This is a genomic window from Flocculibacter collagenilyticus, assembly GCF_016469335.1.
Taxonomy (GTDB): domain Bacteria; phylum Pseudomonadota; class Gammaproteobacteria; order Enterobacterales; family Alteromonadaceae; genus Flocculibacter; species Flocculibacter collagenilyticus.
Genome location: NZ_CP059888.1, coordinates 2,924,859 through 2,947,643, shown reverse-complemented (window position 1 = coordinate 2,947,643; position 22,785 = coordinate 2,924,859). Strand labels below are relative to the sequence as shown.

Genomic DNA, 22,785 nt, shown 5'->3' with positions numbered 1-22,785 from the left:
ATTGAGTTAACTAGGTAAATGTAACCTATTACTCCCTCTATTTAATATAATCTTGAAAAGCACTTTTTAGCTTTTCTAATTTAGGGTTAATGATTAATTGGCAATATGGCTGGTTGGGATTATTAACTGCATAAAGCTGGTGCTCGCTCTCTGCTGAATAAAATTGGCTGGCGTGAGCTACTGTGGTAGCAATCGGTAGCGGCCAGATTTTTTGCTGATTCAAGTCTTCAATCATACGTTTTGCGAGATGCTTTTGTGAATCGGAATGATAGTAAATTGCAGAGCGGTACTGTGTACCAACATCGTAACCCTGTTTGTTGACTTGCGTAGGATCGTGCACTGTAAAGAAAATCTTTAACAGGGTTTCATAATCAATCATGCTAGCGTCGAACTCTATCGCTACCGCTTCTGCATATCCGCTTTGCCCTGTACATATATCTTTATAGGTAGGGTTTGGAAGGTCACCGTCAATATAACCCGATATTGCGCTTTTAACACCTTTTAGTTTATTGAAAGCCGCTTCAATACACCAAAAGCAGCCGCCAGCAAATGTCGCCTTTTGTAAATTATTCATATTATTACTGAGAGTGCTAAATAGCTTGATTATGTTGAGTATAGCTGGTTAATAGCCTGAAGCTTGATCTGCAAGTAAGCAATTTCGAGAGAGTCTCTTATGTCTTTTCAGAAAAGTACATCGAGCCTAAAGTAATGTTACCTTAGGCTCGCTAGTCAGTTATTTTACTTCTTCACCTGCTGCCTGCTTATCAGCATGGTAACTTGAGCGGACGAATGGGCCTGATGCTGCCTGATGAAAACCAAGTTTATCAGCTTCTTCTTTAAATACATCAAATTCAGCTGGGCTCACATACCTTGTCACTGGCAAGTGATGCTTGCTAGGTTGTAAGTATTGTCCGATAGTAAGCATATCTACATTGTGTTCGCGAAGATCTTTTAATACTTCAATTATTTCTTCGTTTTCTTCACCCAACCCAACCATTAAGCCTGATTTAGTTTTTACAGTGGGATGAGCTTCTTTAAAGCGGCGCAGTAACTCAAGTGACCACTTATAGTCGGCACCAGGGCGAGCTTTTTTGTATAAACGTGGTGCAGTTTCAAGGTTGTGGTTAAACACGTCTGGTGGACTTGTGTTTAAAATGTCTAGCGCTTTGTCCATTCTGCCTCTGAAGTCAGGCACTAAAATTTCAATTTTAGTTTCTGGAGCATGTTTTCTAATTGCATTAATACAATCGACAAAGTGTTGAGCACCACCATCCCGTAAATCATCACGGTCTACTGATGTGATCACAACATACTTTAACTTCATTTCTTTAATGGTGAGCGCTAGCTTTTCAGGCTCTTCCGCATTTGGCGGTAATGGTCTGCCATGTGCAACATCGCAAAACGGACAGCGGCGAGTACAAATGTCTCCTAAAATCATGAAGGTAGCAGTACCATGATTAAAGCATTCTGGTAAATTTGGGCATGATGCTTCTTCACATACAGAGTGCAGTCCATGCTTTCTCATGGTTTGCTTAATATGATCGATACGCTCGCTTGATTTAGGAAGCCTTATCTTTAGCCAGTCAGGCTTGCGTAACATGTCTTCTTTTTCTGTTGCTAGCACTTTAACTGGGATGAGCGCCATTTTATCTGCATCGCGAAGTTTTTCGCCTGGCTGCATACGTGCTGATTTAGTCATTTTGTTCTATTAACCCTGTAGTATTGATTAATTCTGTTTTATTTAACTGGTCTGCGATTGTTTTTACCAGTTGCTGTTGTGCGTCTTGAACTGTTTCTGGGCCTGACAGTTCCTTACATTGAACCATTTGCATACCGGCGTAGCCGCACGGATTGATGCGTAAAAAGGGCGCTAAATCCATATCCACATTTAACGCTAGACCATGAAATGTACAACCTTTGCGAACGCGTAAACCTAGAGAAGCTATTTTATTATTATTAACATATACGCCTGGCGCATCAGATTTTGCTTCAGCATTAATATTATACGCTTGCAGCATCTCAATGATTGCTTGCTCTATATGGGTCACGAGCTGCCTAATACCTAGCTTATTCCGTTTAAGGTCTAATAGAAAGTAGATAACAAGCTGTCCGGGACCGTGATAGGTAACTTGACCACCACGATCAACCTTAATCACGGGAATATCGCCAGTTGCTAGTAAGTGTTCTTCTTTACCTGCTTGTCCTTGAGTAAAGATAGGATTATGTTCAACGAGCCAAATTTCATCAACGGTTTCATCACCTCTATTATCAGTGAAGTGTTGCATGGCATGCCAAACAGGTTCGTAATCCTGCTGTCCTAGCTCTCTGACAACTAAGCGATTAGTAATTAACATATAAGCCTATAAATTACTGCGATTAAGCGCTATTAAAGCACGGCTCTAACAATATCAATATTGTTTAGTTCATTATAAATAAGCTCAATATGCTCTTTACTTGTTACGGTGACTGAAAGTGAAACTGAATGATATGTTCCTTTGCTGCTAGGCTTAATAGTAGGGGCATAATCACCCGGTGCATGTTTTTGAAGCACTTCTATGATTAAGTTTGGCAGCTCAGGCTTGGCTAACCCCATTACTTTGTAGGTAAATTGGCAAGGAAAATCCAAATATTCATCAAATTTGGTATCTTTAACTTCTTTGGACATTGCTAGATTGGCCTCATATTATTGGACTATAGCTAACTAAAAAATACTTTATTCATTAACTATAACGTATACCTTCTAATGAAGAAGGCAGCAAATAGAAAAGTGGCGCGAATTTTATCATAGATACAGATAATAATTCTATTCTAGAAACACTATCTATATTGATTCTGGTTATATGTAGAGGCAGTAACAGTATGAACAGGTAGTTTGTTGAGAAAGAAAAAACCCGAGACAAGCTCGGGTTTAATATTAAGTGTTATTTCACAAACTGAAGCTTAATATAGTCGACTAATCGGCTAAACATACTGCCTTCATTCACTGTTTGCAGTGTAACCAATGGATACTCAGCAACATCTTCACCTTCTAGTTGAAGGTATAACTTTCCTACTACGGTGCCTTTTTCAATAGGTGCTTCAAGGGTTTTATCTAATTTAAAATTTGCTTTAAGGTGCTTTTTAGCGCCACGAGGAATGGTAATTGGAGTATCTTCAAGGATACCAAGTGCTACTTCTTCTTTGTCGCCCATCCAAATGCGTTGACGAGCAAATTCGTGGCCTGCTTGGTACGGTGTAATTGTTTCAAAGAAACGGAAACCATAGTTTAGTAATTTTCTGTTTTCAGTTTTACGCGCATGTTCGCTGCCCGTGCCCATTACCACTGAAATCAAACGCATATTGCCTTTAGTTGCAGAAGTTACAAGGCTATAGCCAGCTTCATTAGTATGACCTGTTTTTAAACCGTCTACATTTAAGCTTTTATCCCATAATAATCCATTACGGTTGTATTGCTTAATACCATTGTAAGTAAACGACTTTTCAGCATAAATAGCGTATTCTTCAGGTACGTCACGAATTAATGCTTTTGCTAACGTAGCAATGTCACGTGGTGAAGTATAGTGCTCTGGAGAAGATAAGCCGTGGCTGTTCTCGAAGTTTGTTGCCGTCATGCCCAGTCTTGCTGCATGGGCATTCATTAAGTCAGCAAATGCTCCTTCACTACCTGCAATATATTCTGCCATCGCGACGCATGCATCATTACCAGACTGGATGATAATACCGCGGTTTAAGTCAGAAACTGACACTTCTTTACCTACCTCGATGAACATTACGGATGAGTCAGGAAAGTTTTTAGCCCATGCGTTTTCACTGATAGTGACCATATCATCGCCTGAGATATTCCCGTTTTTAATCTCATGCCCAATAATATAACTGGTCATCATTTTAGTTAAACTTGCTGGTGCTAGTTGAGTGTCAGCATTTTCTTCGGCAATCACCTTACCAGTAGAATAGTCAATTAAAATAAAGCCTTTAGCATTAACGCTAGGTGCAGCAGGTGTAACTATTTGTGCACTAGCAGAGGTACTTAACAGTGCACCAGATAGTAGTACTCCTGAGATGAATCCTGTAACAATTGATTTAATTTTCTTCATAATGTCGAAATATTCTTTCTTTGTTTAGTGTTCGTTGAAATCTAGCGAGTGTGCTACGAAACCTGCCATTATCTTTCAGCTAGTTGACGCTGTAAAGCATGAAAGCATGTTCGTAGCCATTAAGTTTAAGTTGTTGTGTTATTTTTTGCGCTTTATGTTCAGCATCAAGTGGCCCAATCCGTACTCTAAATAATCCGTCATGAGTTTGTGAAATAGCAGGCAATTGATATAAACTCGCGATAGCTTTGGCAGTATCTTTTGCTTTTTGTTCACTTTGCGACGCAAAAACTTGTACAAAATATTGTTTATTAATCTTTTTAGGTACTTTAGGGACCGCGTCTGCTTGCGGTATTTGGGTTGCGGCTACTTGCGAAAGAGTATCATCTTTAACTTTGGAAGTGTTCGTGCGTGCGTGCATAACTTGTTTCCGTGGCAGTGCTTCAATTTTAACTTCCGCAGTTCCAGTTTTAAGCATGCCTAATTTATAGGCCGCACTATAAGACAGGTCGATAACACGATTATTATGGAATGGTCCTCTATCATTCACTCGAACAATGACATGTTTGTTATTGCTTAAGTTTGTTACTTTTACATAACTTGGTAAAGGTAAATGTTTGTGCGCGGCCGACATGGCGAACATGTCATACACTTCACCATTTGCCGTTAAATGGCCATGAAACTTTCTTCCATACCAAGAGGCTGTGCCTTTTTCCGAGAAATTATCTGACGAAGTTAATGGCGTATAGCTTTTCCCGTATACCTGATAAGGGCGGGACCGCGATAAATCCACAGGCTCGAATGTAGGCTGCGCATCTTTTAGCTCTTCCGGTGTTGGTTTTCTTAGTGGGGCACTGTCATGCCTATCGGAATAACGTCCCGTTGCTAAGCAGCCAGATAGTAAGAGTATTATCCCAATGCTGAGAACTAAATTAACGAAGCGTTTAAATAAGGCGGTCATATTCTTGCTTTATTTTTTCACTTAGTTGAAATACCGCTAGTGCATATAAATTGCTGTGATTATAACGGGTGATGACATAAAAATTGTGTAAACCTAGCCAATAATCAAAGCCTTCGGGTTGCGCAAAGCGCATCAGCTTTACTTTTTCGTTAGCGTTAATATCTAATAGGTTCTGATTTGCTGTAACGACAGGACTATCTGCCTCAAATAATGTTGAAAAAGTATGTTTGGGTTTTTTTACTGTTTTATCTAGATATTTGTTATAAGACGCATCAAGTTGCGGCAGTGGCACTGATATCGAGGCATTTTTCTTCCAACCATTCTTTTTAAAGTAGTTGGCGACACTACCAATTGCGTCAGCAGGTGAGTTAAATAAATTAGCCTGCCCATCATTATCAAAGTCGACAGCGTAGCCACGGTAGCTAGATGCAATAAACTGTCCCCATCCCATGGCACCAGCATAAGAGCCTTTAATTTCAGTAGGATTAAACTGCTGCTGATAAGATAACTTCAAGAAGTGGCCTAATTCACTACGGAAAAACTTACTTCTATTGCGCTTTTTATTAGGGTAGTGAAAGCCTAATGAATAGAGAGAGTCGAGTACTGGGTATTGGCCTAAATGTTTTCCGAAATAAGATTCAACGGCCAAAATAGAGACGATGATATGTGAAGGAACACCATACTCTTGCTCAGCCTTTTGAAGCCAGCGCTCTTGTTCTTGCCAGAATGCCACTCCCTTGTGAATGCGTTCTGGTTTAATAAAAATGTTACGATAAACATGCCATGGCTTTTTTTCCCATGGTGTTTGTATTTTCTCTAGAACTGTTGGATTAAGTGTTGCGCTCTCTAATGCCTTTTTAATATAACTAATCGGCAGTTCATGTTGCTCCGCAACGTCATTAACAAATACATTGAGCTCTTTTGTCCAAAAATCTTTGTTACTAGCTGCTTTGTCGGTTGTTGTTGCATTAACGGGTACGTTATAAATAACGAAAAGTGATAAAAAGGCACTGATAAGCTTATGCCTGATACGCCCAGTTTGAAGGGATAATTTAACGTGATACAATTTCATGTTGATCATTATTCTTTTAATTATTGATTTGCTAATAAGCGCCGATGTGAACCGATGGACATTACAATACCAAATCCAGCTAACAGTGTAACCATCGATGTGCCGCCATAACTAATAAGCGGTAATGGTACTCCCACAACAGGTAGCAAGCCGCTTACCATGCCAATATTCACAAATACATACACAAAGAAGGTAAGTGTAATACTACCAGCTAGCATTTTGCTAAATGCTTCTTGAGCATTGACTGCAATATATAAGCCTCGAGCAATAATGCATAAATATAACGTGAGTAAGAGCACTATGCCAATTAAGCCAAACTCTTCACTAAAAACTGAAAATATAAAATCAGTATGCCTTTCAGGCAAAAACTCAAGCTGCGACTGGGTACCTTGCAGCCAGCCTTTTCCTTCCAGCCCGCCAGAGCCAATGGCAATTTTAGACTGAATAATGTGATAGCCCGTGCCTAAGGGATCACTTTCCGGATTTAAAAAGGTGAGCACGCGCTGCTTTTGATAGTCACGCATTAAAAACATCCATAATATCGGGATGAATGCAGAAACCAGTACGCCAAATACTGAAATAATACGCCAGCTCATTCCTGCTAAAAACAATGCGAAAATGCCTGAGCTTGCTATCAGTAGTGATGTTCCTAAATCTGGTTGCTTAGATATGAGTAAGGTAGGAATTAAAACAATCACAAACCCAATAATAACGTTCTTAAGAGAAGGGGGTAAGTTATGCTGACTAATATGCCATGCTACGGCCATGGGAACAGCTAATTTCATTATCTCAGAAGGTTGAAACATCATAAAACCAAGGTCAAGCCAACGCTTTGCACCTTTTCCAACATGGCCAAAAGCCAGCACGGCAACTAGCAGGAGCACTCCAACGATAAATAAAGGTAAAGCCCAGCGTTGATAAACCATGGGAGGTATTTGCGCTAATACAAACATCACTACAAAAGCGACACCTAAGCGAACGCCTTGTCGAATTATTAAGGCCTGATCTTGTCCTCCTGCACTGTAAAGTACCGCCACGCCAACAAGCATGAGAGCAATTAAACACGCAAGTAATGGACCGTCTAAATGAAGGCGGGTCCATAATGAAATAGGGCGATGTTCAGAAGCGTTAGTCTGTATCATTGTTTACTCATGCGATCAGTAAAGTAATAATCCATTATTTGTCTGGCAATAGGTGCCGCATTGGTACCACCATGCCCCGCGTTCTCTAAAGTAACGGCAATAACTATTTGTGGGTCATCATAAGGTGCATAGCCAATATACATTGCATTGTCACGATGACGTTCAGCGATCGCTTCCTCTTTATACTCTTCGTCTTGAGAAATACTGATAACTTGACCTGTGCCGGTTTTACCTGCCGAATCATAAACTGCGCCTTTAAATGCTCCTGCCGCACTGCCTCTAAGTACCGTATTGTGCATAGCAGTTAATATAGGATCCCAATTTTTATTGTCGTTTAATACCACAGGCGGTTTTTCTTCAATAGCTCGTTCAACAAATTGGTCATTTTCAGTGAAGCCATTAACTAATCGAGGTACGTAAAACAGCCCTTTATTAACAAGTACGGTTGTTGCCGTCGCTATTTGTAAAGGCGTTGCTGTCCAATACCCTTGTCCTATACCTATATTTACTGTATCGCCTGCCCACCATGGTTGATTATAGCGTGCCCGTTTCCAGCCAACGGAAGGCAAAATTGCTGTATTTTCTTCGTGGATGTCGATACCAGTTTCTTCACCAAAACCAAACTTAGCCATAAAGGTACTGATACGATCTATACCTAATTTAACAGCCAAACTATAGAAGTAAATATCACATGACTTTTCAATGGCGGTAAAAATATCAACCCAGCCATGGCCGTATGGAGTGTGATCGCGATATTTATGATCTAAGTTTTTCAGTTGAAAGAAACCCGGATCCCAAATACGGGTTTTAACCGTCACTTCGTTTTCATCCAAGCCCAACAGTGCAAGTTGGGGCTTTATTGTTGAGGCGGGTGGATATCTTCCTTGGGTAGTTCGGTTAATTAACGGGCGATCTTTAGAGTTGATGATTTTTTTATATTCTTTGCCACTTATACCGTGAACAAATAAGTTGGGGTCGTAGCTAGGATTGCTATACAAGGCTAACACGTCACCATTTCTTGGATCGATTGCCACTACAGCACCTCGTGTATCTTTCAAGGCTTTTTGTGCGGTTTTTTGTAATCCAATATCAATCCCTAGGTGTATGTCTTTACCCGGAATTGGCGGAACTTGTTTGAGGGTGCGCAATATGCGTCCTCTATTATTAATTTCAACTTCTTGAAATCCTACTGTGCCATGTAGTTCATTTTCATAATACTTTTCTAAGCCTAACTTTCCTATATCACGAGTGGCAGCATAGTTAGCTGTTTTTTCTTCTTCTTCTAATTTGGTTAAATCTTTTTTATTTATTTTTGAAACATAGCCAAGCACGTGAGTCAGTGTTTCTTTATGTGGATAGTAACGGGTTAAACGAGCTTCTATCGACACGCCGGGGAATAGGTGCTGATTGACGGAGAACTGAGCAACTTGTGTTTCAGTTAATTGACCAATAATGGGAATGCTTTTAAAGCGCCGTTTATATTTCGCTGCTTTTAAAAAGCGTGTTTTTTGTTCGTCAGAAATCTCAATAATGGTTGAGAGCGCTTGTAAGGTATCTTCTAAATTACCTACTTTCTCTGGAATGATTTCCAAAGAAAATACGGGTTTGTTTTCGGCAAGCAGCACACCATTTCTATCGTAAATCAGCCCTCGGTTTGGCGCAACGGGTACTACTTTAATACGGTTTTCATTAGAGCGGGTTTTGTAGCTTTCGTGGCTAGTGACTTGTAACTGATACAGGTTACTAATTAGTAGTAACATTATGCACACCACACCCAGAAAGGTGATAAAGGTTCGACGAGTAAATAAATTCGCTTCTGCTGAATGGTCCTTAATCGTAACGCGTTGGCGGATCATTGACTAAATTGATTACTCTCTGTGGTATGGATGATTATTATTAATGCTCCATGCTCGATATAAACTTTCAGCAACAACCACTCTTACAAGGGGGTGGGGCAAGGTTAGAGGCGATAAAGACCATTTCTGCTCACTTGCAGCAATGCATTCAGGCGCTAAGCCTTCCGGCCCGCCTATTAATAAGCTTACATCTCTGCCGTCTAACTGCCAGCGTTCTAGCTGTGACGCTAATTGTTCAGTTTTCCAAGGATTACCTTTAACTTCCAATGTTACTATGCGGTTTCCTTTCGGGATAGCCGCTAATGTACGCTCGCCTTCTTGCTGTAAAATACGTTTAATATCAGCATTTTTACCGCGTTTACCTGCGGTTACTTCAACTAATTCTAGCGCAAAGTCTTTGGGAAAGCGTCGCTCATACTCTAAGTAACCCTGAGTTATCCAGCTTGGCATTTTTGTGCCAACGGCAACTAACTGAATTTTCATCTAGCTCCAAAGCTTTTCTAACTGATAAAAATCGCGCGAGTCATCTTGCATAACATGTACAATAACATTACCAAGATCAACCAATACCCACTCGCCAGCTTCTTTACCTTCAACACCTAGCGGCGGAATATCATTGTTTTTTGCTTCAATAGCAACGTTTTCTGCGATTGATTGGACGTGTTTTTTGGAGTTACCGGAGCAAATTACCATGTAATCTGTGATTGATGATTTTTCACTAACATCGATTTGAGTTATATCTCGGCCTTTCATATCATCAATTTTGTCTAAAACAAATTGAAGGAGTTCACTTGTTAACAATGGTGTGTACCTAAACTTTTTAATCTGGGACAAAATTTTAGCACGGTATCAGCTATTTTGAATAGTTATACAACGACAAAATCTATAGATAGTGCTTACAAAGACTCGTTTATGAAATGATTTAGTGGTGAAGAGTTAGGAGTCGGTAAACTAATAGATACACAAATGTGTGCGAATGCGGTAAATGGATGCTTCAATTTAAAGCTTTTAAGAGCGACTTCAAGATCGGCCAGCTGACAAACTAGTGCATTTGCATGAGCGGCATTAATGCGTGACAGTGCAGACTTAAACAATGGTATTCGGTTTTTCCAAACACCTTCTTGCTTAAAGGCCACATCAAGCGATTTATTTTGCGAAAGTGCGGCATGTAATCCATTTAGCGTAGCGACTTCTTTATGTAATGCCCACAGTACGATATTGGGTTCAATATCTTCCGCTTTTAATCGCTGTAATACAGAGATACATTTTTTTGTATTTCCTTGCAAGGCGTAATCTAACATTTGAAACACAGTATATCGAGATTGGTCTAGTAAGGTGTGTTCTAGCCATTCAGCACTAATGACTTCTTGTTGGTTAAGTAAGCTAAGCTTTTCAATTTCTTGCTTTGCAAATAGTAAATTGCCTTCGGAATATTCTGCGAGTAGTTTTACCGCATCAGGCAATAAGCTTACTCCGTATTGCTGACATCTTGCTGATAGCCACTTTGTAAAGTGATGTCCTTCAACTGGATAGCACGGAATATAAACACCTAATTGCTCTAACTGTTTAAACCATTTTGCTTTTTGTACATCTTGGCCTATTTTTCCGCCATGAATAAGTAAGATAGTGTCGTTTTGAGTTTGGCTAGTAATTGACAAAAGGGTTTTAGAGCCTGAAGCTCCCGGTTTGCCGTTTTCAAGTGTTAGCTCAATCAGCTTTAAGTTTGAAAAGAGGGATAAACTATTAAAGCTTTGCTCTAATTGATTCCAATCAAAGCTAGCATCTGCAGTAAAAGTAATACGTTCGTCAAAGCCTTGCTGGCTAGCTCGTTGGCGAATAGCGTCAATAGCCTCAATTTTTTGCAGAGGTTCTTCACCAAATATCAAACACACCATCGGCAGTTGCCGTGATAGGTGTTGATTTAATTGACTCGGATAAACGCGCATTAACGAATGGCGGCAAGCTGTCTTAAAATTTTATCAGCTGCTTGTTGACGCATTTCAGAAAGGACAAGTGATAATTCACGAGACTTTGCCAATACTTTATCTGGATCGTCTTGATAGTTACGATAAACCTCGAAAGAAAAATACTCGGCTTCTTTGTTTGTCACAGTGACAGCGTATTCAACTGTATAAATTAACTCATATTCTGCCACTTGGCCGTTTTTAAATAGTGATAGTGTTCTGCGATCTAGTCGGTCGCGTAACAAATCTAAACGAGTGACAGTTGAGGTTGGGGATTGCAGTAAATTAACGTTGTTATTTCGAAGGTGTGATGAAACAACATTCGCAAGTTCAGAGCGTTTATCAGTACTATTAACATACAAGGTACGCATTTCTGCTGGTAAAAAGTGTGAGCCACGTAAGTGAAAGCCACAACCATTCAGCGTGGTTACTACTAGTAAACAGGTTAGAGTGATAATAATAAAGCGTGCAGATAGTTTCATGATATTCCTAACTGTTTAATGCCTAAAAATAGTATCTGACTAATATACTCTAGCTACAAGTTGTTTGTAGCTAGAGTGCTAGTTGGGGCAGTTTCGTTACTATTAGTTAGCGACGATATTAACAAGCTTACCTGGTACGTAAATGACTTTACGGATTGTTTTACCATCAACGAATTTCGCTACGTTCTCTTCTGCAAGTGCCTTTGCTTCAACATCGTCTTGTGCTGCGTTAACGGCAACAGTTAGTTTAGAGCGTACCTTGCCATTTACCTGCACAATAATTAACTTTTCGTCTTCAACAAGAGCAGACTCATCAACATTTGGCCATAATGCGTCTTCAACGTCTTCCTTGTGGCCGAGCTCTTGCCAAAGTTGATGACAGATGTGTGGCACAATTGGTGCTAGCATTACCACAACGCTATTGATGGCTTCAGACATAACAGCACGATCTTCATTGGTTGCCAGCGGTGCTTTAGCTAATTTATTCATTAGCTCCATAATGGCAGCTATAGCCGTATTGAATGTGTTTCTGCGACCAATATCATCAGTCACTTTTTTAATTGCTTTATGCAGTTCACGGCGAAGCGCTTTTTGATCGGCATTGAGTGATGCAGTTTCAAGTGGTGCATGGCCTCCTACGTGCTTGAAGTCGTATACCAACTTCCACACCCTACGTAAGAAACGGTTGGCTCCTTCAACACCAGAATCAGACCACTCTAAAGTTTGCTCTGGCGGTGCAGTAAACATCATGAATAAGCGAACTGTATCAGCGCCCAGTTGATCGATGACTTTTTGCGGATCGATACCGTTGTTCTTAGACTTAGACATTTTACTCATACCCGCAGAGATCACAGGTTGCCCGTCTTCTTTATGCCAAGCTTTAGTAATTCGCCCTTTTTCGTCTCTTTCGGTTTCAACGTCACTAGGCGAGATCCAAATATCACCGCCTTTTTCATCTTTACGGTAATAGGTTTCAGCTAAAACCATGCCTTGGCAAAGCAAACGTTTAAACGGCTCGTCAGAATCAACTAAGCCCACATCGCGTAATAATTTGTGGAAAAAACGAGAGTACAACAAATGCAAAATTGCATGTTCAATACCACCAATATATTGGTCAACTGGTAGCCAGTAATTTGCTTTTTCTGGGTCTAACATCATATCGTTGCTAGCTGGCGAACAATAACGTGCGTAATACCAAGAAGATTCCATGAAAGTATCAAAGGTATCCGTTTCATGAAATGCTGGCTGACCGTTCAGTGTTGTTTTAGCCCACTCTGGATCTGCTTTGATTGGTGAAGTGACCCCGTTCATTTCTACGTCTTCTGGTAAACGAACTGGCAACATATCTAGCGGAACAGTCGCTTCAGTGCCATCTTCTAGTGTTAGCATTGGTATTGGTGTACCCCAATAGCGCTGACGTGATACCCCCCAATCTCTTAAGCGGTAATTAACTTTTACTTCACCTTTACCTTCATTGGTTAAGTGTTCTGCAATCGCTTTGAAAGCATCATCAAAAGATAACCCGTCAAACTGATCTGAATTGATTAATACACCTTTTTCTGTGTAGGCAGCTTGTGATAAATCGCATTCAGATTCATCAGCTCCATTGCTTGGCGTAATGACTTGCTTGATGGTTAACCCATATTTATGTGCAAATTCCCAATCTCGTTGGTCGTGTCCTGGTACCGCCATCACAGCGCCAGAGCCGTAGCCCATTAATACAAAGTTAGCAATCCAAACGGGAACCGTTTCACCAGAAATAGGGTGGATAGCAGTAAGACCAGTACTAATGCCCTTCTTTTCCATTGTCGCCATTTCAGCTTCAGCAACATTATTGTTTTTACACTCTTCAACAAATGCAGCAACATCGCTATTAGACTTAGCAGCCTCTAAAGCTAAAGGGTGTTGCGCAGCAACTGCAACGTATGAAACACCCATTAAGGTGTCTGGGCGGGTGGTAAATACGCTTAATTTACTATCGTGATTTTCTAGCTCGAACTCAATTTCTACGCCTTCTGAACGACCAATCCAGTTCTTTTGCATGGTGCGAACCTGTTCCGGCCACTCATCCAATTGATCTAAGTCATTAAGTAACTCTTCCGCGTAATCAGTAATTTTAATAAACCACTGTGGAATTTCTTTTTGTTCAACTACAGCGCCTGAACGCCAGCCACGGCCATCAATAACTTGCTCATTAGCTAATACAGTTTGGTCGACTGGATCCCAGTTAACCGTTGCCATCTTTTTATATACCAAGCCTTTTTCATAAAGCTTAGTGAAAAACCATTGTTCCCATTTGTAGTATTCAGGGCGACATGTGGCTAGCTCTCTATCCCAGTCATAACCAAAGCCAAGCGAATTTAGCTGGTTTTTCATGTACTCAATATTTTCGTACGTCCATTTTGCTGGTGCCGTATTGTTTTTAATCGCTGCATTTTCAGCGGGTAAACCAAATGCATCCCAACCCATAGGTTGCATCACGTTTTTGCCTTGAGCGCGTTGGAAGCGAGAGATTACGTCGCCAATTGTGTAGTTACGAACATGCCCCATGTGCAGTCGTCCACTTGGATAAGGGAACATAGACAAACAGTAATACTTTTCTTTTGTGGCGTCTTCTACTGCTTTAAATGTTTGGTTTTTAACCCAATGTTGTTGAACTTTTGTTTCTATTTCCTGCGGGGTATATTGCTCTTGCATCAACTTTTTCCAGACTGATCTTAATGAGAAAGGGACAGGCCATTTCACTAAAAATAAATGAGCACGATAATACCTTATGAACACCTTACGCAACAAGCACGAAAGTGGTTGCAGGTAAATTAAAGTCAAATTTTTTATCGTAAAGAAAAGGCAAGAGAGTGAGGATGTTTGTATTTAACTTAACAAGAGCGTAATGAAGCAAATAGTGAAGTAAGTAGTGAGGCGGTTGAAAAGTAATATTGTCATCTATACTTAACCTAGTGCACCTATTCAATAAAAGAGTAGAAAATATGTCGTCGAAAGATCCAAAAGATTATAACAATTGGCTTGATACATTTCATCGCTGGCTAGAAGATACCAAAGAAAATGAATCGAAAAGGTTTGATGACTTTTTTGACCGAAGTGCTGCCCACTGGCAAGCAGTAAAAGATATGACTCAAGAAGAATGGACGTTATTTACTAATTATATCAAGCGCGATATAGATACATTTTATAAAGACTACAAAAAAGACGTTAACGAATCTACGTATTTACACACTTTAAAAGAAGGCGTATGGGCAGAGTTAGCTTTACTGACCGATAAATCTCAAATTGAATGGCAAGAGTTAGTACAAGACTTTAAACACAATGGTGTTTATCACGCCGGTGAATGGTTGGGGATGGGCGAATTAACCTGCAAGCAATGCGGTTATAAGTTAAGTATTGTGCATCCTACTGAAATTCCAGAGTGCCCTGAGTGCGGGCATATTTACTATTTTAGAGAGCCGTTAGCACCTTAAAGTGACCGACTTTATCATACTTCAAACAAATAAATTTGATACAGCTAAAACTGATCGCTCAATGGTCAAGCTGTTCATTAGATACTCACTAAGCATAAATTATTAAATTTAAAAACAAAATTACATTTTTTTAAATCTGACGCTAAGGTAAAGTATATATCATTCAGTATTATTCGGGGCAGGGAATGACAACTACTCAAGAAATCGCCAAGCTTAAGCCAGCACAACTTAAACCTAACATTGAGCTCAACAAAATTGAAGCCAGTTTAGCATCACAGTCTCAAGACCCCGTTACCTTTATTGGACAAAAAAGAGCTAAAAATGCACTAGGCTTTGGTCTAGGGATGGATTTTCCGGGCTATAACGTTTATGTCATGGGGGAGTCGGCGCTTGGTCGTTTTACCTTAGTTAACGAGCAGCTTTCTGAATTAGCCAAAACCAAAGAAACACCTCATGAGTGGTGTTACGTGAATAATTTTGAAGATGAGCGATGCCCACAAGCGTTAATGTTAAGCCCGGGTGATGGTAAGGGATTTTGTAATGACATTAGTGCATTAATTGATGAAATAGTAGATACGTTTCCCGCCGCGTTTGATAACCCCAGTTATCAGCGAAGAAAAAAAGCCTTCGATCGCCACTTCAATCAAAAATACGATAACGCTATAGCATCCGTTGAAAAGAAAGCAATGGAGCATGGCGTTGTTTTGTATGAAGAGAAGGGGTCAATTACCTTCGCACCTGTGATCGATGGTAAACCAATTGATGACACGCAATTTGCCAACTTGCCCGATGACAAAAGACAATATTATTTTGATTTAATAGACCAATTAGAAGAGTTTCTCAACGAACAGTTACTTGAGTTACCGGGATGGAAGCGTGAATTATCAGAGGGATTACGTAAGTTACGCCAGGAAACGATAGAGCAAGCAATTAGGCCGTTATTGAAGGATTTAGAGCATAAATATAATGCTGAAATAGGTATTTTGCAGTTTTTGAAAAAAATGCAAGATAAGCTTTTAGAGCATATTATGCTTTGGCTGCCTGAAGAAACCGAAAATGAAAATAAAGACGAATACGATGTTAAGGCGATGTTTGTAGATGAATATATGCCTAATCTTTTATTCCATTATGATTTAAGTGATGGCGCTCCTATCATATATGAGCCAAATCCAACGTATCAAAATATTTTTGGCAGAATAGAATACTCCTCCATTCAAGGTTCAATATTTACTAATTACCGAAAAATCCGCACTGGTGCATTACATAAAGCTAATGGTGGCTATTTAGTTATTGAAGCCGACAAAGTAATGAGTAATCCCTATGTGTGGGAAGCTCTGAAATTGGCGTTGCAATCGCATAAACTGACAATGGAGCCTTACCACCACGACATTGGTATGGTTAGCTCAATTACCTTAAGTCCGCAACCAATTCCTCTTGATGTAAAAATTATTCTATTAGGATCGCGTCAGCTCTATTACATGATGGAAGAGTATGACGATGAATTTAATGAGCTATTTAGAGTGTTAGCTGACTTTGAGCATGAAATTCATGCAAATGATCGGGCTCATCACGAGTTTATTCAAAAAATATTACAGTATGTAGAGCAAATCGACATTGATGAAATAAGCCCCTGTGCGATTGCCAGACTACTAGAGTTTTCTTTTCGCCAAGCCGAGCATCAGCATAAATTATCGGCAAGATTTGCCGATGTACTCGAGCTGATAAACGAAGCCTGTTATTTCAGTTTGCAAGATGAATGTACAGTTATAAAAGCCGAGCATGTTGAGGAAGCGCTTCAAGGTAAGCAATACCGAACAGGCCAAATTAGCGAGTCAATTTTAGATGATATTAAAGAAGGTCACATATTAATTGATACCGAGTCATTACAGATTGGTAAAGCAAACGGTTTAACGGTGCTAGAGATTGGTGATACACGATTTGGCACGCCTGCACGCATTAGTGCAACGGTGTATGCTGGTGCGAATGGTATTATTGATATTGAACGTGAAGTTGATCTAGGTAAGTCTATTCACTCAAAAGGGGTTATGTTATTAACAGGCTACTTAGGTAATAAATACACGCAAGAATTTCCTCTTACAGTGTCTGCAAACATTGCGTTAGAACAGTCCTATGGTCATATAGATGGCGACAGTGCGTCGTTAGGTGAAGTTTGCGCATTAATATCGGCCATCACGCAAATTCCAATTGATCAGTCGCTAGCGGTCACTGGCTCAATCAACCAGCATGGTGAAGTGCAAGCCGTGGGCGGTGTTAATGAGAAAATTGAAGGGTTCTTTAAATTATGTAAATCGCGCGGACTGACTAAAAAGCAAGGAGTAATTATTCCTAAAGCTAATCATGTAAATTTAGTGCTAAGTGAAGAAGTGGCAACCGCAGTAGAGCAAGGCGCTTTTAATGTGTTTGTTGTCGAAACGGTCGATCAAGCGTTAGAGTTACTAATGAATCATACCGCGGGTGAAATCACAAGAAGAGGCACTTACCCGAAAAATACAGTGAACTATATTGCGCTACAGCGCCTAAAAAATATTGCTGATGCAGTAACAGGTGGCGAAGCGGAGTAATCCAAAATAAGTTTTAGCGGTTGAGAAAGCAACAGCTGCTTATGTTTATAAACTCATCGCAAAATAACCGTTTTGCTTAAATAACGTAGTAGGTAGTGAAGTCATTATGCATTTAAACGTACGCAGCACCCTCATTGTTTTGTTCTATATTTGGATGCTACCTGCATTGGCTCAAGCAAGTGAGCGCACTGACAAGGTAGTAAGCCAAAATCAAGAAATAGAGTTTCACCGAGATATAAAACCCATATTTGATAAAAATTGTATTGCTTGCCATGCGTGCTACGATGCGCCCTGCCAACTTAAGCTAGAATCGGCAGAAGGTGTTAGACGCGGAGCAAGTAAACAAAAAGTGTATGACGGCACTCGCATAGAAGACATTCAGCCGACTCGATTGGGCGTTGACGCGCAAACGGTAGAGGCTTGGCGTAAGCTGGGCTTTTTTGATGTAGTGTCTGCACATGCTGATTTACAGTCATCTTCAATTTTGCAAAAAATGGTGCAACATGGCCATGCTAAGCAGTTAAAACCCAACCAAGTCATCCCTAAAGAATTACAGCTGGGCCTAGATAGAGAGTACACCTGTCCTAACCCTGGTGAATTTGAAGAGTATGTAGAAGACTTTCCTTACGGTGGCATGCCTTATGCTGTAACTGGCTTAGCAAATAACGACTTCGCGACGCTAGCTACATGGTTGCAACAAGGTGCTAAAATATTTCAGCCACATTTTAAGCTTTCTGAAAGCGAAGTTAAGCAGATTGATAAGTGGGAGCAATGGCTTAATAGCAAAGATAAGCGCATACAGCTTACTGCTAGATATTTATATGAGCACCTATTTTTAGCGCATTTATATTTTTTAAGTGCAGAAGAAGTGGCCAATATAACCCGTACAGACAAGTTGAATTTCTTTAAACTGGTACGTTCTACCACGCCAAGTGGTAAGCCCGTTATTCCTATTCCAACGACTCGACCAAATGATAAGCCACAACAGCCATTTTTCTATCGCTTAGTGCCTATCACCTCAACCATTGTGCATAAAACGCATATTACGTATCAATTTGATGCGGCAAGACTAGAAGAATACAAAACACTATTTTTAAAGCCTGAATGGTCGGTTGGAAAATTGCCTGGCTATGACTTAGAAGAAAAAGCGAATCCATTTGAAACATTTAGTGCAATGCCAGCCACATCACGCTATCAGTTTTTGCTAAATGACGCAGAGTTTTTTGTGCGTAATTTTATTAGGGGGCCTGTTTGTCGCGGTCAAATAGCTACGGATGTTATTCGTGATCAATTCTGGGTTATGTTTGAAGATCCTAATACTGAGCGTTATACCAACAACCCTAATTACCGTGCCAAAGTAAACAGCCTGTTAGGGGTGCCAGGTCAAAAGTCTGGATTATCGGAACTGGGTTCAGAGTGGCTGTCATATCAAAATAAGAGAAATACATACTTAACAAAACGCCAAGAAGAATATAACGACTTTGATAAAGACGGCGCGAGTTTAGCCCATATCTGGACAGGGGAAGCAACAAACCCAAATGCTTTCTTAACAATTTTGCGCCACCACAACAGTGCGTCAGTCATGCAGGGCTGGAAAGGTGGGTTACCATTAACTGCATGGGTGATGGACTATCCGCTTTTTGAGCGTACATTTTATGAGCTGGTGGTAGGGTTTAATGTTTACGGTAGTGTGTCGCATCAAGCACAAACCAGACTGTATTTTGATTTAATACGAAATGAAGGCGAAACTAACTTTTTACGATTCTTGCCGCCAGCATCTCGGGAAAAAATGTACAGCCATTGGTATCAAAACAGTGGAAAGCTAAAGCATGCTATTACTTATCATGAGCTAGACACATCAACACCCACTAACATTAAGTATCAAACAAAGCAGCCAAAAAACGAGTTACTTAAGCGAGTTATGGCGTATAACCCAGAATTAACTAAGCAATACGATGGAATAAATCGCTGTAAAGGTGATGTGCCATGCTCTCTAGCTGACAAGAAGCAGCTAGATTACACTGCAAAGTTTAGTGAAGAGTCAGCGAAATATGCAGAAGCGGTTGCTCATCAACTTTCCGATATTGCAGCGGTTAAAGCAAAACAGTTGCCGGCGGTATTGTCATTCCCAGACACCACCTTTATTCGTGTTCGTTTGCCAAATGGAGAAATGTCGGCGTTTTCTATATTAAGGAATAGACGTCATTCTAATGTCGCATTTATGCTAGGTGAGTCTTTACGGTATCAAGAATCATTAGACAGTTTAACCATTTTGCCAAGTGTCATCGGTAGTTACCCTAATTTGATTTTTGACATTAAATTTGACGACGTACCTAAGTTTATTGCCCGTTTAAAAGCGGCAAAAAACAAGAAGTCATTTGCAAAAATTATCGACCAGTGGGGAATAAGGCGGATGCATCCAGATTTTTGGAATATTTTTCATAGTTTTACAGACTACATGAAAAAGCATGAAGCTATTGACGCTGGCATATATGACTTAAATCGATACCCACGATGGGCAAAGCCAAGTGAGTTTGATGATGACGAGAAAGGTAGTTTTTTACTGTAAGTGACTAGGTCCTCTAGTAAACCTGAGAAGTTGGAAATTGATAGAGACATTTTCACGTCCATTATTCAGCATTCAGGTTTGCTAGCGGTTACTTTACAAACTAGGGCAAATCTAAGTCAAGAATATCTGGTTGGTTACGCTGACTTTCTTGTCTTTCTAGCAACGCGATTTCAATATCTGTCATAACAACGACCTCCATGACCCCAACAATCTCATTTAAAGAATCATTAATGGCTTTAAGCATGAGCCTATCTTGTTTTTTTAATGGTTCTAACGCGTTATTTAGTGCGGTTGTACGTTCGATTTCAGTAGGGATCACGCTATACCATAACGCGGCAAATTGTCCTTTTTGCTGAGCTTGCTTAATAAAGCTGGCTCGCCTGAATTTTGATGACAATGCGGAGCGGACTTGCTTACGGCTGACAACACCTCTCTGATTGATCTCCATATAAATCACATCATCTTCATTTTTAATAAAAGAGGATGACTTCATCAGCGGTAAAATATGAATTCGTTTACTTCTTAATTCGCAAAATGCGGGGAAAACGCTGGCGGTTAGCTCGCTAGCCTCACTAATTTGTTTTAGAAAGCGTGGTTCAATAAATGCTGAATCGGAAAATAGCATGCGGTCAAATTTTGTTTTTCCAATTCTGGGTTTTGCGACTGTAAATGCAGTTCCTGGATAGTGCGCTGTAAATACATTTTTGAGGCAAGCTGAAGTAAACATGAGCTTGTTAATGTAATCGTCGATACTTAATGATGATTGATTTTGCTCAATGAAATACTCTAGCAATGGCTTGACTGATTTCTGAGTATCAGGCTTTACACGCAAGTGCAGTATACGGCTACCACCAGAAATGAACATAACTTCATAAACGAGACTTTTTATTTTTAATTTTTTTTGCGCTTTTTTTAATTCGGTAAACTCAACTTCTACATATTCCCCTTTAGCAATCGTGATTGGCTCCTCCAGCTCGATGCGCATTCCTGAAACGGAAATATCAAGCGTATGGCCTTGATAATGTTCGTTGTTATGTATTATTTGTCCAGCAATTTCATAAAAGTAGCGGCTTTCGCTTCTTAACTCTGATAGTTGCGTGGAAACACGTGTTAAGACCTCTTGACGACGTTTTTTAATCAGTTCATTAAGTTGTTTAATCTCTTCACGATTAAAAGGTTGTGAAGTTAATTCTTTAAACACCCAAGGAACTGGTAGTAGTGAAATCATGTGAGTGATTTCACTTAAGTCTTCAGCTAAATTATTAAGTGATGCCTCATCAATCTCTGCGCCTGCATTTCTTGCTTGAGCAATGGCGTCGTTAATTTGCGTTTTATTAAGTGAAGCCATTCTAGCGAGATAACAATGAATTTCCCCTTTTAATAAACCGTAATTGATGAATAAGTCGAGGGTGTTGTTTTGTACTAAGTTGCTTAAGGTATCAGCAATAAAAATCGTTTTACCTTTTATCTTGGTTGTTAGCTTTAGAATAATGGCATTGCCATCTTTTAGTAGCCGCTTCAATATGGCTACATCAAAAATAGAACTTAATGCAATGTCATCATTTTCAGTTTTGAAATTACTAAATGTGGTTTTGTTTTGGTTAGTTTCTAATACAAATTTTAGCTTGGCTTTACCTTCATTTATTCCAATAAATATGGGTAGCCATTTTGATTCTTTTTGGAGTAAATCGCAAAAACTGGCTTCATAAGCAAGCTCTGAGTATGGATTAGGGAAGACTTTTTGTTTCTTTTTATTGTCTTCAAGCCATTGTTTGATAAATGCTATCCACTCTTCGCAATCAGTGCTAACTAACCGACAGGTAAGGTAACATTCATTCTTTAAACGATTAGTACTAACTACTTGGTATTTGAACACCCATGGCTCGTCGGGCGGTTCATCAAGCATTTTGGATACATCAATATGAACGGTTTCCCCTGTAATAAACTCGGCGGGATATTGGGTTTTAATCGTACAAGATTGACTTGAAATAGCGCATATATTGGCATGCACTTGTATTGTTTTGGTGCTGACTTTACTTTGGTATTTGCAAGTGTACTGCGGTTCGTGCAAATCAAACTTTACACCTGCTTGTATACAAGATAACTGAAATGAAGCCATTTCACTCTGTAGTAAATATTGGCTTTCATATTTCTTATATAGGGTGGGATCTGTCGCGGCTTCATATACACCGACTGTATATTTATTGTGCCACTGTTTGAGTTTATCTCTTAGGATTTGCTCGCTAATAGTGTCAACAATGCAGCGAATTTCACCGCACTGAAATTCTTTTGACTCGTAGCTTGTGTTGGTAGTGGCAAAAGGACGAGTACACGGCTTGGATTGTCGAATGACCTCCATTTTGACGATCTTTCTTTCTTTTTCAGGGACATTAACAAGTTGATCGCTAAGTACTTGCTGAAAATTAGACTCAAAAACATGACTAATTAACTCATCAACTACCTGTTTATTGCGTTCTATGATTGCTTTACGTTGCTCATGTTGGGAACGATTCATTGACGACTGATATTGCTCGCGTAACTCCACTTCATTTCAGCTTAAACCTAAATGGCTGATAGCTCAATACTTATT

Annotated in this window: 18 protein-coding genes; 3 read left to right on the top strand and 15 right to left on the bottom strand. The window is 39.8% G+C overall.

Annotation, left to right across the window (positions count from 1 at the left end; translation table 11 throughout):
- Nucleotides 1-37: 37 nt before the first annotated feature.
- The 14 genes from msrA to leuS all read right to left on the bottom strand — a co-directional run bounded on the left by msrA (nucleotide 38) and on the right by leuS (nucleotide 14,265).
- Nucleotides 38-574, bottom strand: a complete 537-nt coding sequence (msrA, locus tag HUU81_RS13090; RefSeq protein WP_199609374.1) for a peptide-methionine (S)-S-oxide reductase MsrA — start codon at nucleotides 572-574, stop codon at nucleotides 38-40.
- Nucleotides 575-733: 159 nt separating this feature from the next.
- On the bottom strand, nucleotides 734-1,699 hold the full coding sequence (gene lipA, locus HUU81_RS13085) for a lipoyl synthase (RefSeq protein ID WP_199609372.1): 966 nt from the start codon (nucleotides 1,697-1,699) through the stop codon (nucleotides 734-736).
- A complete protein-coding gene (lipB, locus tag HUU81_RS13080; protein WP_199609370.1) occupies nucleotides 1,692-2,354 on the bottom strand; it encodes a lipoyl(octanoyl) transferase LipB in 663 nt (220 codons plus the stop codon). The genes lipA and lipB overlap by 8 nt, the downstream gene beginning before the upstream one ends.
- A 32-nt stretch (nucleotides 2,355-2,386) precedes the next feature.
- Nucleotides 2,387-2,665 (bottom strand): DUF493 family protein YbeD, encoded by a 279-nt coding sequence (gene ybeD, locus HUU81_RS13075; protein WP_199609368.1) that lies wholly within the window; start codon nucleotides 2,663-2,665, stop codon nucleotides 2,387-2,389.
- Between the two features lie 256 nt (nucleotides 2,666-2,921).
- Nucleotides 2,922-4,094, bottom strand: coding sequence for a serine hydrolase (locus HUU81_RS13070; RefSeq protein WP_199609366.1), 1,173 nt, complete (start codon nucleotides 4,092-4,094; stop codon nucleotides 2,922-2,924).
- Between the two features lie 79 nt (nucleotides 4,095-4,173).
- Nucleotides 4,174-5,052, bottom strand: a complete 879-nt coding sequence (locus HUU81_RS13065; RefSeq protein ID WP_199609364.1) for a septal ring lytic transglycosylase RlpA family protein — start codon at nucleotides 5,050-5,052, stop codon at nucleotides 4,174-4,176.
- Nucleotides 5,036-6,124 carry a lytic murein transglycosylase B gene (gene mltB / locus HUU81_RS13060; protein ID WP_199609362.1) on the bottom strand — a complete coding sequence of 363 codons (1,089 nt, stop codon included), beginning with the start codon at nucleotides 6,122-6,124 and terminating at the stop codon, nucleotides 5,036-5,038. The genes HUU81_RS13065 and mltB overlap by 17 nt, the downstream gene beginning before the upstream one ends.
- Nucleotides 6,125-6,144: 20 nt before the next feature.
- Nucleotides 6,145-7,266 carry a rod shape-determining protein RodA gene (gene rodA, locus HUU81_RS13055; RefSeq protein WP_199609360.1) on the bottom strand — a complete coding sequence of 374 codons (1,122 nt, stop codon included), beginning with the start codon at nucleotides 7,264-7,266 and terminating at the stop codon, nucleotides 6,145-6,147.
- Nucleotides 7,263-9,122 carry a penicillin-binding protein 2 gene (gene mrdA, locus HUU81_RS13050; protein WP_199609358.1) on the bottom strand — a complete coding sequence of 620 codons (1,860 nt, stop codon included), beginning with the start codon at nucleotides 9,120-9,122 and terminating at the stop codon, nucleotides 7,263-7,265. The genes rodA and mrdA overlap by 4 nt, the downstream gene beginning before the upstream one ends.
- Nucleotides 9,123-9,134: 12 nt before the next feature.
- Nucleotides 9,135-9,605, bottom strand: a complete 471-nt coding sequence (gene rlmH / locus HUU81_RS13045) for a 23S rRNA (pseudouridine(1915)-N(3))-methyltransferase RlmH (protein ID WP_199609356.1) — start codon at nucleotides 9,603-9,605, stop codon at nucleotides 9,135-9,137.
- Complete coding sequence (gene rsfS / locus HUU81_RS13040) at nucleotides 9,606-9,923, bottom strand: ribosome silencing factor (protein ID WP_199609354.1); 318 nt, start codon at nucleotides 9,921-9,923, stop codon at nucleotides 9,606-9,608. It abuts the gene before it with no gap.
- Nucleotides 9,924-10,018: 95 nt separating this feature from the next.
- A complete protein-coding gene (gene holA, locus HUU81_RS13035; RefSeq protein ID WP_199609352.1) occupies nucleotides 10,019-11,017 on the bottom strand; it encodes a DNA polymerase III subunit delta in 999 nt (332 codons plus the stop codon).
- A 50-nt stretch (nucleotides 11,018-11,067) separates the two neighbouring features.
- Complete coding sequence (locus HUU81_RS13030; protein ID WP_199609351.1) at nucleotides 11,068-11,568, bottom strand: LPS-assembly lipoprotein LptE; 501 nt, start codon at nucleotides 11,566-11,568, stop codon at nucleotides 11,068-11,070.
- 102 nt (nucleotides 11,569-11,670) lie between these two features.
- Nucleotides 11,671-14,265 carry a leucine--tRNA ligase gene (leuS, locus tag HUU81_RS13025; RefSeq protein ID WP_199609350.1) on the bottom strand — a complete coding sequence of 865 codons (2,595 nt, stop codon included), beginning with the start codon at nucleotides 14,263-14,265 and terminating at the stop codon, nucleotides 11,671-11,673.
- A 290-nt stretch (nucleotides 14,266-14,555) separates the two neighbouring features.
- Here leuS and HUU81_RS13020 point away from each other — a divergent pair, with 290 nt between their 5' ends.
- The 3 genes from HUU81_RS13020 (at nucleotide 14,556) to HUU81_RS13010 (ending at nucleotide 20,195) form a co-directional block, all read left to right on the top strand.
- Complete coding sequence (locus tag HUU81_RS13020) at nucleotides 14,556-15,044, top strand: zinc ribbon-containing protein (RefSeq protein ID WP_199609349.1); 489 nt, start codon at nucleotides 14,556-14,558, stop codon at nucleotides 15,042-15,044.
- 185 nt (nucleotides 15,045-15,229) lie between these two features.
- Nucleotides 15,230-17,626, top strand: coding sequence for a Lon protease family protein (locus HUU81_RS13015; RefSeq protein WP_199609348.1), 2,397 nt, complete (start codon nucleotides 15,230-15,232; stop codon nucleotides 17,624-17,626).
- Nucleotides 17,627-17,732: 106 nt separating this feature from the next.
- Nucleotides 17,733-20,195: a fatty acid cis/trans isomerase gene (locus HUU81_RS13010; RefSeq protein WP_199609347.1), complete on the top strand. Its 2,463-nt coding sequence runs from the start codon at nucleotides 17,733-17,735 to the stop codon at nucleotides 20,193-20,195.
- Between the two features lie 100 nt (nucleotides 20,196-20,295).
- On the opposite strand, the gene HUU81_RS13005 is transcribed toward HUU81_RS13010, so the two are convergent.
- A complete protein-coding gene (locus HUU81_RS13005; RefSeq protein WP_199609346.1) occupies nucleotides 20,296-22,710 on the bottom strand; it encodes a PilZ domain-containing protein in 2,415 nt (804 codons plus the stop codon).
- Nucleotides 22,711-22,785: the final 75 nt, after the last annotated feature.

Bases quoted from the DNA above. Each gene is read 5' to 3' on its own strand.
- holA (WP_199609352.1), bottom strand. From the start codon at position 11,017: ATGGTGTGTTTGATATTTGGTGAAGAACCTCTGCAAAAAATTGAGGCT.
- HUU81_RS13070 (WP_199609366.1), bottom strand. From the start codon at position 4,094: ATGAAGAAAATTAAATCAATTGTTACAGGATTCATCTCAGGAGTACTA.
- ybeD (WP_199609368.1), bottom strand. From the start codon at position 2,665: ATGTCCAAAGAAGTTAAAGATACCAAATTTGATGAATATTTGGATTTT.
- mltB (WP_199609362.1), bottom strand. From the start codon at position 6,124: ATGAAATTGTATCACGTTAAATTATCCCTTCAAACTGGGCGTATCAGG.
- HUU81_RS13030 (WP_199609351.1), bottom strand. From the start codon at position 11,568: ATGAAACTATCTGCACGCTTTATTATTATCACTCTAACCTGTTTACTA.
- HUU81_RS13015 (WP_199609348.1), top strand. From the start codon at position 15,230: ATGACAACTACTCAAGAAATCGCCAAGCTTAAGCCAGCACAACTTAAA.
- HUU81_RS13005 (WP_199609346.1), bottom strand. From the start codon at position 22,710: ATGAATCGTTCCCAACATGAGCAACGTAAAGCAATCATAGAACGCAAT.
- leuS (WP_199609350.1), bottom strand. From the start codon at position 14,265: ATGCAAGAGCAATATACCCCGCAGGAAATAGAAACAAAAGTTCAACAA.
- mrdA (WP_199609358.1), bottom strand. From the start codon at position 9,122: ATGATCCGCCAACGCGTTACGATTAAGGACCATTCAGCAGAAGCGAAT.
- rlmH (WP_199609356.1), bottom strand. From the start codon at position 9,605: ATGAAAATTCAGTTAGTTGCCGTTGGCACAAAAATGCCAAGCTGGATA.
- lipA (WP_199609372.1), bottom strand. From the start codon at position 1,699: ATGACTAAATCAGCACGTATGCAGCCAGGCGAAAAACTTCGCGATGCA.
- HUU81_RS13065 (WP_199609364.1), bottom strand. From the start codon at position 5,052: ATGACCGCCTTATTTAAACGCTTCGTTAATTTAGTTCTCAGCATTGGG.
- rodA (WP_199609360.1), bottom strand. From the start codon at position 7,266: ATGATACAGACTAACGCTTCTGAACATCGCCCTATTTCATTATGGACC.
- lipB (WP_199609370.1), bottom strand. From the start codon at position 2,354: ATGTTAATTACTAATCGCTTAGTTGTCAGAGAGCTAGGACAGCAGGAT.
- HUU81_RS13020 (WP_199609349.1), top strand. From the start codon at position 14,556: ATGTCGTCGAAAGATCCAAAAGATTATAACAATTGGCTTGATACATTT.
- msrA (WP_199609374.1), bottom strand. From the start codon at position 574: ATGAATAATTTACAAAAGGCGACATTTGCTGGCGGCTGCTTTTGGTGT.
- HUU81_RS13010 (WP_199609347.1), top strand. From the start codon at position 17,733: ATGCATTTAAACGTACGCAGCACCCTCATTGTTTTGTTCTATATTTGG.